General features: G+C 64.1%; 11 protein-coding genes. 5 read left to right on the forward strand and 6 right to left on the reverse strand.

Annotation, left to right across the window (positions count from 1 at the left end; translation table 11 throughout):
* The first annotated feature begins 1 nt into the window (after position 1).
* Complete coding sequence (locus BM173_RS08745; RefSeq protein ID WP_090480079.1) at positions 2-637, forward strand: response regulator transcription factor; 636 nt, start codon at positions 2-4, stop codon at positions 635-637.
* Here BM173_RS08745 and BM173_RS08750 read toward each other — a convergent pair.
* The 5 genes from BM173_RS08750 to BM173_RS08770 form a co-directional block, all read right to left on the reverse strand.
* Positions 607-3972, reverse strand: a complete 3366-nt coding sequence (locus BM173_RS08750; RefSeq protein WP_090480081.1) for a hybrid sensor histidine kinase/response regulator — start codon at positions 3970-3972, stop codon at positions 607-609. The genes BM173_RS08745 and BM173_RS08750 overlap by 31 nt on opposite strands.
* Positions 3973-4075: 103 nt before the next feature.
* A complete protein-coding gene (locus BM173_RS08755; RefSeq protein WP_090480086.1) occupies positions 4076-5851 on the reverse strand; it encodes a sodium:solute symporter family protein in 1776 nt (591 codons plus the stop codon).
* A gap of 10 nt (positions 5852-5861) precedes the next feature.
* Complete coding sequence (locus BM173_RS08760) at positions 5862-6140, reverse strand: DUF4212 domain-containing protein (RefSeq protein ID WP_090480089.1); 279 nt, start codon at positions 6138-6140, stop codon at positions 5862-5864.
* Positions 6141-6251: 111 nt separating this feature from the next.
* Positions 6252-6926: an exonuclease domain-containing protein gene (locus BM173_RS08765; RefSeq protein ID WP_177201848.1), complete on the reverse strand. Its 675-nt coding sequence runs from the start codon at positions 6924-6926 to the stop codon at positions 6252-6254.
* Positions 6919-8781 carry a putative nucleotidyltransferase substrate binding domain-containing protein gene (locus BM173_RS08770; protein WP_090480094.1) on the reverse strand — a complete coding sequence of 621 codons (1863 nt, stop codon included), beginning with the start codon at positions 8779-8781 and terminating at the stop codon, positions 6919-6921. The genes BM173_RS08765 and BM173_RS08770 overlap by 8 nt, the downstream gene beginning before the upstream one ends.
* A 111-nt stretch (positions 8782-8892) precedes the next feature.
* On the opposite strand from BM173_RS08770, the gene BM173_RS08775 reads away from it, so the two are divergent.
* The 3 genes from BM173_RS08775 to BM173_RS08785 are packed head-to-tail and all read left to right on the forward strand — an operon-like array spanning position 8893 to position 11493.
* On the forward strand, positions 8893-9366 hold the full coding sequence (locus BM173_RS08775; protein ID WP_090480097.1) for a low molecular weight protein-tyrosine-phosphatase: 474 nt from the start codon (positions 8893-8895) through the stop codon (positions 9364-9366).
* The gene (locus tag BM173_RS08780; protein WP_090480099.1) at positions 9359-10690 is read left to right on the forward strand and encodes an ABC1 kinase family protein; all 1332 of its coding nucleotides are present in this window, start codon (positions 9359-9361) and stop codon (positions 10688-10690) included. The genes BM173_RS08775 and BM173_RS08780 overlap by 8 nt, the downstream gene beginning before the upstream one ends.
* Positions 10687-11493, forward strand: a complete 807-nt coding sequence (locus tag BM173_RS08785; protein ID WP_090480107.1) for a fructosamine kinase family protein — start codon at positions 10687-10689, stop codon at positions 11491-11493. Before BM173_RS08780 ends, BM173_RS08785 begins: the two co-directional genes overlap by 4 nt.
* Here the strand turns inward: BM173_RS08785 and recG are convergent.
* Complete coding sequence (gene recG / locus BM173_RS08790; protein ID WP_090480111.1) at positions 11490-13553, reverse strand: ATP-dependent DNA helicase RecG; 2064 nt, start codon at positions 13551-13553, stop codon at positions 11490-11492. The two genes, BM173_RS08785 and recG, sit on opposite strands and share 4 nt — an antisense overlap.
* Positions 13554-13610: 57 nt before the next feature.
* On the opposite strand from recG, the gene BM173_RS08795 reads away from it, so the two are divergent.
* Positions 13611-13889 (forward strand): FAD assembly factor SdhE, encoded by a 279-nt coding sequence (locus BM173_RS08795; protein ID WP_090480114.1) that lies wholly within the window; start codon positions 13611-13613, stop codon positions 13887-13889.
* The last annotated feature ends 41 nt before the right edge of the window (positions 13890-13930 follow it).

Here is a 13930-nt window from a genome sequence, read left to right on the forward strand (position 1 = left end):
CATGACGCAGCGCATTATCATCGCCGATGACCACCCGCTTTTCCGCACGGCGTTGAGCCATGCGGTGGGCAAGGTCTGGCCCGATGCGGAGATCGTGGAGGCCTCTTCTGCCGCACAGGCGCGCGCGGAAGTGGAAACCGGTGCGGAAGCGCTGTTGCTGGACCTGCACATGGAAGATTCGCGCGGATTGTCCGCGCTGATGGACTTCCGGCAGGACTTCCCCGCCCTTCCCGTGGCTATCGTTTCGGCGAGCGAGGATCCGCGCGTCTATGCGGCGGCCAGCCAGCTCGGCGCTGCGGCCTTCATTCCGAAATCCGCGCCGCTGGAGCAGATGCGCGATGCCCTCGCCTGCGTCAGGGACGGCGATGAATGGTTTCCCGAGACCGATGCCGAACCTGACGAAGACCTGGCGAAGATCGCGACGCTCACCCCTGCCCAGCGGCGTATCCTGGCACAGCTCAACGAGGGCCTGCTCAACAAGCAGATCGCTTACGAACTGAATATCAGCGAAGCGACCGTCAAAGCCCACATCACGGCGATTTTCCGCAAGCTTGGCGTGGTGAACCGTACGCAGGCCGTATTGTTGGCGGCGAAACTGGTCGTGGATCAGGAAGCGGCGGAATCCGCCTCGGGCTGACTGGCGGTCCCGCTGCGGGCAACGCAATCGGAGATCAGCGCTCGCAATGCGGCGGGCGAAGATGGCTTGAGCAGGCGATTGGCCCCCATGCGTCGTGCGGCTTGCTCCGTCTCCTCTCCCGCTTCGGCAGTCAGCAATATGGCCGGAGGGCGTGTACCCCAGTGCGCGGACAGCTTTTCGTAGACGCCATCGCCGCGCGCATCGCCATCGAGGCGGAAATCCATGAGCGCGACGTCAGGCGCCGTGGGCGCGGCACGAAGCGCCTCTTCTTCGCCGTGCGCGCAGTCAACCTCCAGTCCCCATCTCTTCAGCAATGCGGTGGTCGCACTGAGGGCGGCGGGATCGTTATCGACCACGAGCACGCGCGCATTGGCCAGCGTCGAGGCCTTGCGTCTCGGAGGGGCCGCTGTCCGCGCACCCCAGCGCAGAACCGGCAGGCGCACCGCGAAAGTGGTGCCCTGCCCCACCACGGAGCGCGTCTCGACCTCTACATCCAGCAAGGCCGCAATGCGCCTGACGATCGCGAGGCCAAGCCCCAGCCCTTCCCTGTCGCTGGTTTCCCCGCGCTGGAATTCGTCGAACAACCGCTCGACGTCCTTTTCCGGAATGCCGGGACCCGTGTCGCAAACGCATAGATCGATCCCGTCACCAACCCTTCTTGCGCCCAAGAGCACGCCGCCGCTTTGCGTGTAGCGGATCGCATTGCTCATGAGGTTACGCACGATGCTCGCCATCAGGGCGCGGTCGGTCAGGATCCATGCGCTGCTGCGAACGCGCGCAAACCGCAGGCCCTTGCTGTGTGCCTGCACGGCAAACTCGCGCATGATCTCGTCGAAAATATCGTCGAGCGCGACCGGTTCCATGCGGGGTTCGATGCCGCCACCGTCCAGCTTGGAAATATCGAGCAAGGCGCGGATCAGGCGGTCGGCCGAGGTGATCGAGCCGTCGAGATCCTTGACCAGCCGCACCAGCTGGTCCCTGCCCCGCACCTCTTCGCCCAAGGCCGAGGCGAACAGGCGGGCCGCGTTGAGTGGCTGGATCAGGTCATGGCTGGCAGCCGCGAGAAAGCGCGTCTTGGAGCGCGTAGCCGCTTCGAGCGCCGCATTGGCCTCGCTCAATTGCTGCGTGCGCTCCGCCACCTTGGATTCGAGCGCCTGCTCTGCCCTGCGGTCGGCTGTCACGTCGCTGTAGCTGGTCACATAGCCGCCGCCGGGCGCCGGATTGCCGACGATCCGCATGATCCGCCCGTCATGCTGTTCGCGTTCCATCCGGTGCTGGCGGCCTGCGCGCATGTGTTCTAGCCGGCGAGAGACCTGGAGCTCGATTTCCGCGTCGGGTGTGCCGCTCTGCCGCAGGTTAAAGCGGATCAGGTCGGCGATCGGGGTGCCAACGCTCGCCAATTCATCCGGCAGGGCGAACATCTCCTGGTATCGGCTGTTCCAGGCGACGAGGTTCATGTCCTTGTCCACCAGCGCCACGCCTTGGTCTATGTTCTCGATCGCGAGCTGCAACAGGTCTCCGCTGAAGGTAAGACGCCGATTGGTCTCGTCGAACATGGCGACCACCTGTTCGAGCGGCACGGGATCACCCTGCGACCAGCTCGACAAAAGCATGCGCGCCGACGAAGTGCCGACAACGCCCGCAATCGTGCGCTCCACCATCGCCAGCATCTCCTGGTCCGCAGGATCGCTGTCGCGAAGGCCCGCCCCCATCGCCTCGATTGCGGCACTCGCGCGCTTCTGGCCGACGAATTGGGCGAGCAGCAAGCGGATGTCGGCCACGCGCTTGGCCGTGACGAACCCCGGCCGCGTGCCCGGCGGCGTCGTTCCAACGAAAGCGGCAGCCTGCGCGGCATCGACCAGTGTCTCGCGGCTCACTGCCGACCCCATCCAGTAGGCCGCGATATTGACCCCGAGGCTGAGCAATACGCCCGAAACCAGCGGATCGGGATGGATGGCGAAAACTGCCGGTTCGCCCGTCGCTGCGGGCACGATCAGGAGGACCAGCCAGCATGCAAAGCCTGCAACCAGGCCGGAAACCATGCCTCCCTTGTTCCCGTGGCGGCTCGTGACCCCGAGCACGAGGCCGGGTGCGAATTGTGCCATGGCGGCAAATGCCAGCGTGCCGAGCCCTGCAAGGTCCGCCACCGCTCCGAAGCCGAGATAGAAGAGATAGGCGAGGAACAGCAGAGCCGCGATGATGAGGCGGCGCACCATGAGGAGGCGTGCGGCGAGCCGGGTGCGATCGCCCGTGCCGCGCAATTCCCTGCGGAACAGCAGCGGGGAAACAAGGTCGTTCGTGATCATCGTCGACAGGGCCACGCTGGCCACCACGATCATTCCGGTGGACGCCGAGAATCCGCCAATGAACACAAGCAGCGCCAAAGCCTCGCTGCCCGTCGCAAGCGGCAAGGCCATCACGATCATGTCGGCCTGCGTGCCTTGTGGCAGCACCGCCAGTCCTGCGAGCACGATGGGCACGATGACCAGCGACGTTAGGACCAGATAGGCGGGGAATAGCCACTGCATGGTTCGCGTCGTGCGATCGGTCTGCGCTTCGACGAAGGCCATGTGGAACTGGCGCGGCAGGCACAGGGCCGCGCACCCAGCAATAATCGTCAGGATGACGAAACGCGCGTCCAGCTGCGCCATCGAAAAGGGAGACACCGTGGCTTCTGCCGGGACACCTGCAAGGACCGCCACGGCCAGCGCAGCGACTGCCAGCAGCGCCAGGATTTTCACCACGGATTCTACGGCGATTGTCAGGACGAGACCGGCATTGTCACCTGCCCTGTCTCCGCGCCGCGAGCCGAACAGGATGGCGAACAACGCCATGCTGGCAGCGACCAGCAGGACAAGCTCTTGCGCCGAAACGCTCGCTTGCAATTCGGGATCGAGCGCAAGCAGCGAACTGCCGACCGATTGCAATTGCAGGGCCATGTAGGGCAGCGATCCGACCGTTGCGATGATAGTGACCAGCGCCGCCACGCTCGCGCTCTTGCCGTATCGAGCGGACAGGAAATCCGCGATCGAGGTCGAATGCTGCGCCTTGGCCTGGGCAAGGATGCGGCGCACCAGGCCGAAGCCGAAGGTGAAAACCAGGATCGGGCCAAGGTAGATCGGAAGGTAATGGAGCCCGCTATTCGCGGCAGATCCGACGCCGCCGAAAAAGGTCCAACTGGTGCAATAGACCGCAAGGCTGAGGCCGTAGATCCAATCCGTCCGGCGGCGCGACGGCGCGTACCCTTCTTCCGCCCGGCGGTCCTGGCGCGCGGCAAGCCAGAACAGGGCGATCAGATACAGTGTCGCTGCTGCAATCGCGGCGCCGAACAGCATCGCATTCCTCCCTCCGGTATCGAAGCTATCGCAAGCGCCCGATTATGCAACGAAAAGGGCGGTACCTGTCGGCACCGCCCTTTCCATCTACGACCCGTCACGCTCAATGCGCGTGGGCATCGCCTGCACCGCGCGGTACGCGGATCGAATCCACCAGTTTGCGGATTTCGACCGGCGGGCTGGCAGTGACCTTCGAGATCGCGATCGCGACAGCGAAGTTCAGCACCATGCCGACCACGCCGATGCCTTCGGGCGAGATACCGAACAGCCAGTTGCCCGCGACATTCGCCGCCGGGTTCATCAACTTGAAGTAGAAGATGTACCCGAAGGTAAAGACCAGACCCACAACCATGCCGGCAATGGCGCCCTCCTTGTTCATGGACTTGGAGAAGATGCCCATGAAGATCGCAGGGAACAGGCTGGCTGCGGCAAGTCCGAAGGCGAAGGCCACGACCTGTGCCACCCATCCCGGCGGGTAGATGCCGAGATAGCCCGCCACCACGATTGCCGCCGTCGCCGCGACACGGGCCGCGAGCAGCTCACCCTTCTCCGAGATATTCGGCTTGAAGGTGGACTTGAGCAGATCGTGGCTGACCGAGCTGGAAATCACCAGCAACAGTCCTGCCGCCGTAGACAAGGCCGCGGCGAGGCCGCCGGCTGCGACCAGCGCAATCACCCATCCCGGCAGATTGCCGATTTCCGGATTGGCCAGCACCATGATGTCGCGGTCGACATAGACCTCGTTCTCGCTGTCGGTGACAGGAGCGTTGGTCACCACACGCTCGCCGGAGGGGCCGGTACCTTCCGCGAATTCCGGCGCGCCTTCGAAGGCGTCGCCGCTGCGGTACTGCATTACGCCGTCATTGTTCTTGTCCTGGAAGGCGATGAGGTCATTACGCTCCCAGTTTTTGAACCAGCCGGGTGCCTCGGAATAGCTCGTCTCGTTTACCGTATCGATGAAGTTGAGACGGGCGAAGGCGCCGACTGCCGGAGCGGTGGTGTACAGCAGGGCGATGAAGACCAGCGCCCAGCCCGCCGACTTACGTGCGTCCGATGCCTTGGGCACGGTGAAGAAGCGCACGATGACGTGCGGCAGACCTGCCGTACCAACCATCAGGGCCAGCGTGATGCAGAACACGTCGATCATGCTCTTGGAGCCGTCGGTATAATTCCCGAAGCCCAGGTCGGAGAGCACGAGGTTCAGTTTCTGCAGGACGTATTGCCCGGACCCGTCGTCGACCGTCGACCCCAGGCCGATCTGCGGGATCGGATTGCCCGTGATCATGAAGCTCAGGAAGAAGGCCGGGACCATATAGGCGAAGATCAGCACGCAATATTGCGCGACCTGCGTATAGGTGATGCCCTTCATCCCGCCGAGCACGGCGTAGACGAAGACGATGCCCATGCCGATGATCACTCCGAGCGTGATCGGCACATCCAGAAAGCGCGAGAATACGATTCCCACGCCGCGCATCTGGCCTGCGATGTAAGTGAAGCTGATGAAGATCAGGCAGATCACTGCCACCACGCGCGCGGTCTTGGAATAGTACCGCGTGCCGATGAAATCGGGCACGGTGAACTGGCCGAACTTGCGCAGGTAAGGCGCAAGCAACAACGCCAGCAACACGTAGCCGCCGGTCCAGCCCATCAGGTAGACCGACGCATCATAGCCGAGGAATGCGATGAGGCCGGCCATCGAGATGAAGCTTGCCGCGCTCATCCAGTCGGCCGCTGTCGCCATGCCGTTGACGACCGGGTTCACCCCGCCGCCGGCAACGTAGAATTCCTTCGTCGAACCGGCGCGCGACCAGATCGCGATACCGATGTACAGTGCGAAACTGAGGCCGACGAAAATGTAGATCAGGGTCTGTGTGTCCACGATCGCCTCCTCAGTCGTCGAGATCGTACTTGCGCTCGAGCTTCTTCATCCTGACGACGTAGAAGACGATGAGTGCGATGAAGATGTAGATCGAACCCTGCTGGGCGAACCAGAAGCCGAGCGGGTATCCGCCGAGCATGAACTGGTCGAGCCACTCGCGGAAAAGGATGCCCGCCCCGAAGGAACAGGCGAACCAGATCGCCATCAGACTGACCAGCAGGCGGATATTGTCGCGCCAGTAGGCGCCCTCCGCTTCGCTGGTTTCATGGGTTTCGTTTGTTTCGGCCATGGCCTCCCCCTTCCTCCTATGTGTCGAGCACCCGCAGATTCGGGAGCTTCTTCACGAGGCTATGGAAGAGGCGTCACAAGGGCGAGAGCGACATAAGTCTAATAGGGCGCGCTACCAGCTTTCGAGCGAACCCAACCTGACGTCCGCCGGCAGCCTGGACAGCTGCGCAAGGAACAGTTCGGCAGCCGCCAGGGCGTCGGACAAGGCGTCGTGCTGGGCGTAACCGGGCAGATTATGCCGCTTGCGCGCGGCCGACAGGCGATAGGCATCGCTACCCACCAGATTGGGGCTGATCCTTCGTTCCAGTTGCAACGTGCAGATCGAGCACACCGGCGCTTCGATACCGAACATCGCCTTGGATATCCGCCGGATGACATCGCGCTCGATGGATGCGCCGTGGGCGACCAGTATCCTGCCCGCAAGGTCGCCAAGGAAGCTGCGTGCCGCCTCTTGCAATGCGACGCCCTGCCGCGCCCGTTCTTCGCCGATGCCGTGTACCGCGACAGCACTATCGTCCAACTGCCTGAGACTGCGCACATCGACCGAACGCGCTCCTGCGAGGGCAATCCCGCTGCTATCGAAACCGATCCAACCCGCCTGCAGGACGTGGGCATTTCGCGCTAGGCCATCGAGTTCGAAATCGAGCGCAAGCAGCGGCGCCTCGCGTGCGGGAATGTCCGGCGAAGGCCATGCCGCACCGGCGTACTGGGTCAGGACCTCGTCGTCGGCCGCAGTACAGGCTTTGAGGCCGCGTGCGAAACGCCAGCGGCCCAACCGTTCACGCAATGCCGCCCGCCAGATTGCGCTTGAGCGATTCCAGCCCAGCCCGGACGACGGAGAATGCATCCTTCAGGTAATCGCGCTCCAGGGGCGAAAGCGTCGCCGGGGCGATGCGGTTGTCGGGCGCGATGCCGGCGCGCACTTGCGCTGCCTGATGTGCGATGCGAAGCTCGTTCACGAGCAGGAATGCGTCCTTCAGGCTCTCCGCATCGCCCCGCGCCATCTTGCCTGCCTCGGCCAGCGCATCCAGCCGTTCTAGCGTGCCGACGGCTGCAATGCCTTCGGACAATGCAAGGCTGCGGGCGATATCGATGACCGGGAGGATTGCCTGCGCCTTGGCGTCGAACACCTTCTCGCCGTCCGCCGATTTTTCCAGCACCAGGTTGCGGAATATGCCCAGCGGCACACGGCTTCGCTGGGCGTCGCGCGCCAGATAGCTGATGAACAGCGGGCTGGACTTCGCCTGTTCCAGCACAGGACCGCGCAGGTTCGCCGCAAGCTCGGCAGAGCCGTGCACGGCGCGCATATCGAAGAAGATCGTCGCGCGCAGGATGCTGTCTTCGTCGGGATCGGATATCCAGCGCGAATAGCGGTCACGCCATTCGCCGATGGTGAGGCGCTGATCGGCGTTCTTCGCCATGATCCCGCCGTTGCAATAGACATATCCGGCATCATTCAGGATGTCCGAGACACGCGCTCCCAGAGCCGCGAAGTATTCCCGCCCTGCCCCGTCCACAGCGTCGTCCATGACGATGCCGTTATCCTGGTCCGATCCCACCAATTGTTCGCCGCGGGCAAGCGAGCCGAAAGCCAGCAGGGCATAGGGGACCGGCGGTGATCCCAATTCCGCCTCTACCAGCTGGGCTGCACGCCGGTGCACCGCTTCGCCGAGCGCCGAAGTGAACCGCATCGTATGTTCGGCATGGAAACCGCCCGCCTCCATCCGCGCAAAGCCTTCGGGGATCTGTTTCGAGGCCGCTATCAAGGCCTCGGGCGTCGCAGAATTGGACACCAGCATGCCGGTATCGATCGCGCTATCGCCGAGATGCGCGAGGATGTCGGTCGCGCTCAGGATCGCGCGCAGTTCACCTGTCGGGCCAAGTGCCGGAATGTGGCGAAAGCCGCCTGCAGCCATCATTCCCATCGCCTCGGACAGGCTGGCCCCTTCCGGCAGTGTCAGCGGAGACGGCGTCATGACGTCGGCAATCGGCGCATCGAGCGACCTGCGCATGGCGACGACCCGGTTGCGAAGGTCCTTATCCGTGAAGATGCCCTTGAGCCGCCCGTCGCTACACACGGCCAATGTGCTGACGTCCCGGTCGCTCATGAGCGAGGCGGCATCGGCTATCGAAAGATTGGGACTGCACGACACCGGATCGCGGTGCGGGACCAGTGAGCCGATCGTGATCTGTTCGAGCGTGTGGGACCGATTGCGTTTGAGATCGCGGACCGCGCTGCGAATGCGTTCCTGCTCGCTATCGGCGAAATAGTCGCGAAAGCCTTGTGAGCTTTCCCGCAAGGCATGGAAGTCGTCCGCCGGAAGCAAATAGGCGAGCGTGTCTTCCAGCGCCGTCGTCGTATTACGTACCTCGCCGCCGCGTAGCAGCGAGGGGAAAGCGAAGCACCCGCCTCGCTCCAGCCGCGCGGTCAATTCGTCGCCGGCCAGCCGCAATTCCACCGCGCCCGATCGCACGACAAAGAGGAAGTTATTGTGCTCACCGCTGCGCAGGATTTCATCGCCGCTCCGGTAATAGCGCACGGTGATCTTGCGGACGATGGCGCGAACCAGCTCATCGCCGAGCCTGTCGAAAGGAGCGGTCGCCTTGAGGAAACTCTCGATCTCGCTGAGTTCGCTCGCCATCGCGCGAGCATAGCAGACTAAGACGGAATGCGCATTGCGACCTTTCTCCTAGGCGTACCGGATATTCGCCGCCGGGTGGAAACCCCTGCCTGCCTGCCTCGTTCAAGCGATATGGCTTCCCAATCCGTTCTGTTCGTCTGTCTCGGCAACATCTGCCGCTCCCCCCTTGCCGAAGCGGCCTTCCGGCGCGCCGCTCAAAATGCAGGCCTCGACGTGAAGGTCGATAGTGCCGGGACCGCTGGCTATCACGTCGGCGAGCCGCCCGATCCGCGCAGCATCGACCAGGCCCGCAGCGAAGGGATCGACATCACCGGCTATCGCGGCAGGCAGTTGTCGAAGGAAGACTTCCACGAGTTCGACTTCATCATCGGCATGGACCGGTCGAACATGCAGGACATCGCACGGCGCGATCCGGGTAATGGCAAGGCGAAAACCGCCATGCTGCTCGATATCGTGCCCGGGCAGGAAGGACGCGAGGTCGGCGATCCCTACTACGGCGGCGCCGACGGATTTGCCGTTACCTGGAGCGAGGTCGATGCCGGGGCCCAGGCGCTGGTCGCGGTGATGTTGTCCGAAAATGGCTGATGAAGACAAGCGCCGCGCGCGCTCGGTTCCCTCGTCCCGCCTAGGGAGGCTGGCAGGCTTCGGGGGTCTTGCCGGAGGAATGGTCGCCGGTGCGCTGGGCGAAGGGGCACGGCGTCTTGCTGCGGGTGAGCGGCCCAGTATGGACCAGATGCTGCTGACGCCGGGCAACGCCAAACGTCTTGCCGACAGGCTCGCCCATATGCGCGGTGCGGCGATGAAGCTGGGCCAGATGATCTCCATGGATGCGGGAGATGTCCTGCCGCCCGAGCTTGCCGCCATCCTCGCCCGCCTGCGCGAACAGGCCGATTTCATGCCGCCGCGCCAGCTCGACAAGGTTCTTGCGAAGCAATGGGGCAAGGACTGGCGCAAGCAGTTCCGGCGGTTCGAGCCGAGACCGATTGCCGCGGCATCGATCGGTCAGGTCCACCGCGCCCTCACCCGCGACGGGCGGACAATGGCCATCAAGGTCCAGTATCCCGGCGTCGCGCAGAGCATTGAATCCGACGTCGATAACGTCGCCGGACTGCTGCGGATGACGGGACTTTTACCTGAGGAACTCGACATTGCGCCGATGCTAGCTGCGGCGAAGGCCCAGCTGCGCGAGGAAGCGGATTACGAGCGCGAAGGCCGCATGATGCAATGCTATGCCGAATTGCTGGAAGGCGACGATCGCTTTGCCCTTCCCACGCTCGATCCCGCACTTACCCGCTCGCAAATCCTGGCGATGAGTTTCGAGGAAGGACGTCCGATCGAGGCGCTGGCGGAGGAACCGCAGGATGTGCGCGACGCGGCCTTCGCCAATTTGATTGAACTGGTCGGGCGCGAGTTGTTCGATTTCGGATTCATGCAGACCGATCCCAACTTCGCCAACTATCGCTATCGTGCTGACACCGGCCAGATCGTGCTGCTCGATTTCGGCGCGGCAAGGAAAGTCGATCCCGCAATATCGGCGGATTACCGACGCTTGCTGGAGGCTGGCCTTGCCGAAGATCGCCCGCGCGTGCGCGACGAAGCGGTGGCTGCGGGTTTCATTGCCCCGCAGGCTATCGAACGCCATCCCGAGCGCATCGACCGCGCGATCGATATCGTGGTCACGGAAATGTCGCGCGAGGGACAACTCGACTTCGGCGACCGCGCTTTCGTCCCGCAAATCCGCGAGGAAGTGATGCCGATCGCGAAGGACAAGGCGAGCTGGCACCTCCCTCCGCCCGAAACTCTCTTCGTCCAGCGCAAGGTCAGCGGCACCGCCCTGCTCGGCGCGCGACTGGGCGCCCGCGTGGACGTTCGCGGCACGGTCGAGCGCATCCTGGCGGAAACCGCGTGACGCCGGAGCTGCGCGTGACAATCGAAGCGATTTGCGGCGCGGCGGTCGAGAGTATCGAGCGCTTTCGCGGCGGCGACATATCGGGAGCCTCTGCGGTAAAACTGGCCGATGGCCGCAAATTCGTGGCGAAATCCGGCCCCGTCGTCTCGGTAGAAGCGGGAATGCTGCGCGCGATGGAGGCAGCTTCCACCCCCTCGCCGAGGGTAATCGGCTGCCGCGATGATGTAATGGTTATCGAGCATCTTGTAGCGCGAAGCGGGCTTGGCGATGCGTGGGATAGCCTTGCCGAAGCGCTCCACGGATTGCGCGAGCTGACCAGCGAGACTTACGGCTGGCACGAGGATTATGTCTTGCGTCACGTCCGCGTCGAAAACGCGCCGGCGGACAGCTGGTCGCGCTTCTGGGCCGAGCGACGTCTGGCCTGCCATCTTCCGCACCTCGAGGCATCGCTCGGCAGGCGGATCGAGAAGCTTGCCGCTGCGCTGGACGCAATTATTCCGGCGAACCCTGACGCCTCCTTTGTGCATGGCGACTTGTGGGGCGGGAATGTGCTGGCGTCGGGCAACCGGATAACCGGGCTGATCGATCCTTGCGCCTGCTGGGGCGATCGCGAGGTCGACGCGGCGAGCCTAACCGTTTTCGATCATCCCCCCGAAAGGTTCTTCGCCGCGCTCGATCTTGAAGCAGGGTGGCGCGAACGGCAGCCGGTCTACCGGCTGTGGATGTGGCTGCTCCACGTGAGATTGTTCGGCGTCAGCTACCGGCCCGCCGTCGAGCGCGAGCTCGATACGCTCGGCTTCTAGCCTCCGCGCAGGGTTTTCACGCCGAAGTCGCGTTCGAAGAGATAGAGCAGGATCCGCGCCGCCTCCCCGCGCTTGCCTTCCAGCCCGCCGTCGCGCTCCATCAACAGACGCGCATCGTCGTGGGCCTTGGGCAGCAGCTCTGTGATCTGTTCGAAACTGGCGATGGTGAACGGCGTATCGCCCGATTGCCGCGTGCCGAGCAATTCGCCTCCACCGCGCAGGCGCAGGTCTTCTTCGGCAAGCAGGAAGCCGTCCTGCGTCTCCCGCATCAGCGCCAGCCGTTTCTGCGCGGTTTCGGACAGGTTTTCGCCGTGGAGCAGGACGCAGAAACTCTTCTCGCTCCCGCGCCCGACGCGTCCGCGAAGCTGGTGTAATTGCGCCAGTCCGAAGCGTTCGGCCTGCTCGATCACCATCAGCGTCGCATTGGGAACGTCAACCCCGACCTCGATGACCGTGGTCGCCACCAGCAGGCGCGCATCACCGCGGGCGAAGCGCTCCATCGCGGCGTCCTTCATTTCCGGTGCCAGCTGGCCGTGGACCATCACCACGTCGTCGCCGAACCGCTCCTTCAGCGAGGCATAGCGCGCCTCGGCCGCGGCGATTTCCTCCGGCCCGTCCATTTCGCGCACCATCGGGCAGACCCAGAAGGCCTGCCTTCCCTGCTCGAACTGCGCGGCCAGCCGCTCCGCCAGCGCGGGGATCCTGTCCTGCCCCATAACCACCGTGTCGATCGATTGGCGGCCGGGCGGAAGCTCGTCCAGCTTGCTCACATCGAGTTCGCCATATTGCGCCAGCGTCAGCGTGCGCGGGATCGGAGTGGCGGTCATGGCGAGCACATGCGGTGCGCGCTTGCCCTTGCTCGCGAGCATCAGCCGCTGCCCGACCCCGAAGCGGTGTTGCTCGTCGATCACGACCATGGCCAAATTGCGATAGGCCACCTTGTCCTGGAAAATCGCATGGGTGCCGACGACGATGTCGATGCTGCCGTCCAGCAGCCCCATCAGTGTCGCTTCGCGCGCCTTGCCCTTGTCGCGTCCGGTGAGCAGCGCGACCTGTACTCCGGTCGGTTCGGCCATGCGGCGCAGGCTCTCGTAGTGCTGGCGAGCGAGGATTTCCGTCGGGGCCAGCAAGGCGGCTTGCGCCCCTGCCTCTACCGCGATCAGCATCGCCTCCAGCGCGACGACGGTCTTACCCGCACCGACATCGCCCTGGAGCAGGCGCAGCATGGGCGCTTCCTGCGCCATGTCGCCTTCGATTTCGGCAATGGACCGCTTCTGCGCGCCCGTCAGCGGGAACGGCAGGTCCAGTTTCCCGCGATAGCTGCCGTCGCCCTGCAGCGGCTGGCCCTTGCGCTTGCGGTTGTCCGCCCGGACCAGCATCAGCGCCAGCGCATTGGCCAGCAGTTCGTCGTAAGCCAGCCGGTCGCGCGCGGCCTTGTGCTCGCCCTTGTGCGCAAGGCGCATGGCTTCCTGCCAGGCGGGCCAGTCGTGCTTGTCGACCTGTGTCGGCTCGATCCATTCCGGCAGAGCGGGACAACGGTCCAGCGCCTGCCCGACAAGCCCTGCGACTTTCGGCTGCGTCAGGCCTTCCGACAGGCGATAGACCGGCTCGCACAACCGCTGGAGAGTATCGCCGCCTTCTTCCACCACGTGGTCGGGATGCACCATCTGGAGCATGTCGCCGTACCGTTCCAGCTTGCCCGCCACCCAGCGGGTCTCGCCCACCGGCAGCTGTTTTTTCGCAGTATAGGAAGCCCGCCCGAAATAAGTGATCGACAGTACATTTCCGATGCTGTCCTGCGCCAGCACGCGATAGGGCGCGCGCGGCAACCTGCCGCCGCGATGTTCGGTCACCATCAGGCGGATGACGATATTCTCGCCCTCGCCGGCCTCATCCAGCGTTTCGACCGCGCGCCGCGTGACGAAGCGATCGGGCAGGTGATAGGCGACGTCCCTGATCCGCGTGAGGCCCAGTTTCTCCAGCGGCTTCTTCAGCTTCGGACCCACGCCGTCCAGCGTGTCGGTTTCGGCGAACAGGGGATTGAGCACGTCGGGCCGCATAGTGATTTGCGCTATAGCCGCTTGCGCGCATTTGGCGAGTGCCCTACCCGCGCAGCCATGGCAGAATTGCTCACCTTCGAAGGCAGGAAACAGCGCGCCCGGTTTCGCGCCTGGCACCGCGGCACCCGCGAAGCCGATTACATGATCGGCGGCTTCTTCGACCGCTATCACGCGGATTGGGGCGCGGAAGAACTGGCCTGGTTCGAAGCCCTCCTGGAAGAGGACGATGTCGACGTTATGGCCTGGGCGCTCAAGACCCAGCCCACGCCGCCGCGTTTCGAAGGCGCGCTGATGGCCAAGATGCAAGAGCTCGATTACGTCGATATTCCGCGCTGAGCGCGCAATAGTGCGTTGACGGGAACACGCGGCGCGTTATC

This window comes from Qipengyuania nanhaisediminis, from assembly GCF_900115585.1.
Classification (GTDB): domain Bacteria; phylum Pseudomonadota; class Alphaproteobacteria; order Sphingomonadales; family Sphingomonadaceae; genus Qipengyuania; species Qipengyuania nanhaisediminis.

Bases quoted from the DNA above. Each gene is read 5' to 3' on its own strand.
- BM173_RS08745 (WP_090480079.1), top strand. From the start codon at position 2: ATGACGCAGCGCATTATCATCGCCGATGACCACCCGCTTTTCCGCACG.
- BM173_RS08750 (WP_090480081.1), bottom strand. From the start codon at position 3,972: ATGCTGTTCGGCGCCGCGATTGCAGCAGCGACACTGTATCTGATCGCC.
- BM173_RS08760 (WP_090480089.1), bottom strand. From the start codon at position 6,140: ATGGCCGAAACAAACGAAACCCATGAAACCAGCGAAGCGGAGGGCGCC.
- BM173_RS08770 (WP_090480094.1), bottom strand. From the start codon at position 8,781: ATGGCGAGCGAACTCAGCGAGATCGAGAGTTTCCTCAAGGCGACCGCT.
- BM173_RS08775 (WP_090480097.1), top strand. From the start codon at position 8,893: ATGGCTTCCCAATCCGTTCTGTTCGTCTGTCTCGGCAACATCTGCCGC.
- BM173_RS08780 (WP_090480099.1), top strand. From the start codon at position 9,359: ATGGCTGATGAAGACAAGCGCCGCGCGCGCTCGGTTCCCTCGTCCCGC.
- recG (WP_090480111.1), bottom strand. From the start codon at position 13,553: ATGCGGCCCGACGTGCTCAATCCCCTGTTCGCCGAAACCGACACGCTG.
- BM173_RS08795 (WP_090480114.1), top strand. From the start codon at position 13,611: ATGGCAGAATTGCTCACCTTCGAAGGCAGGAAACAGCGCGCCCGGTTT.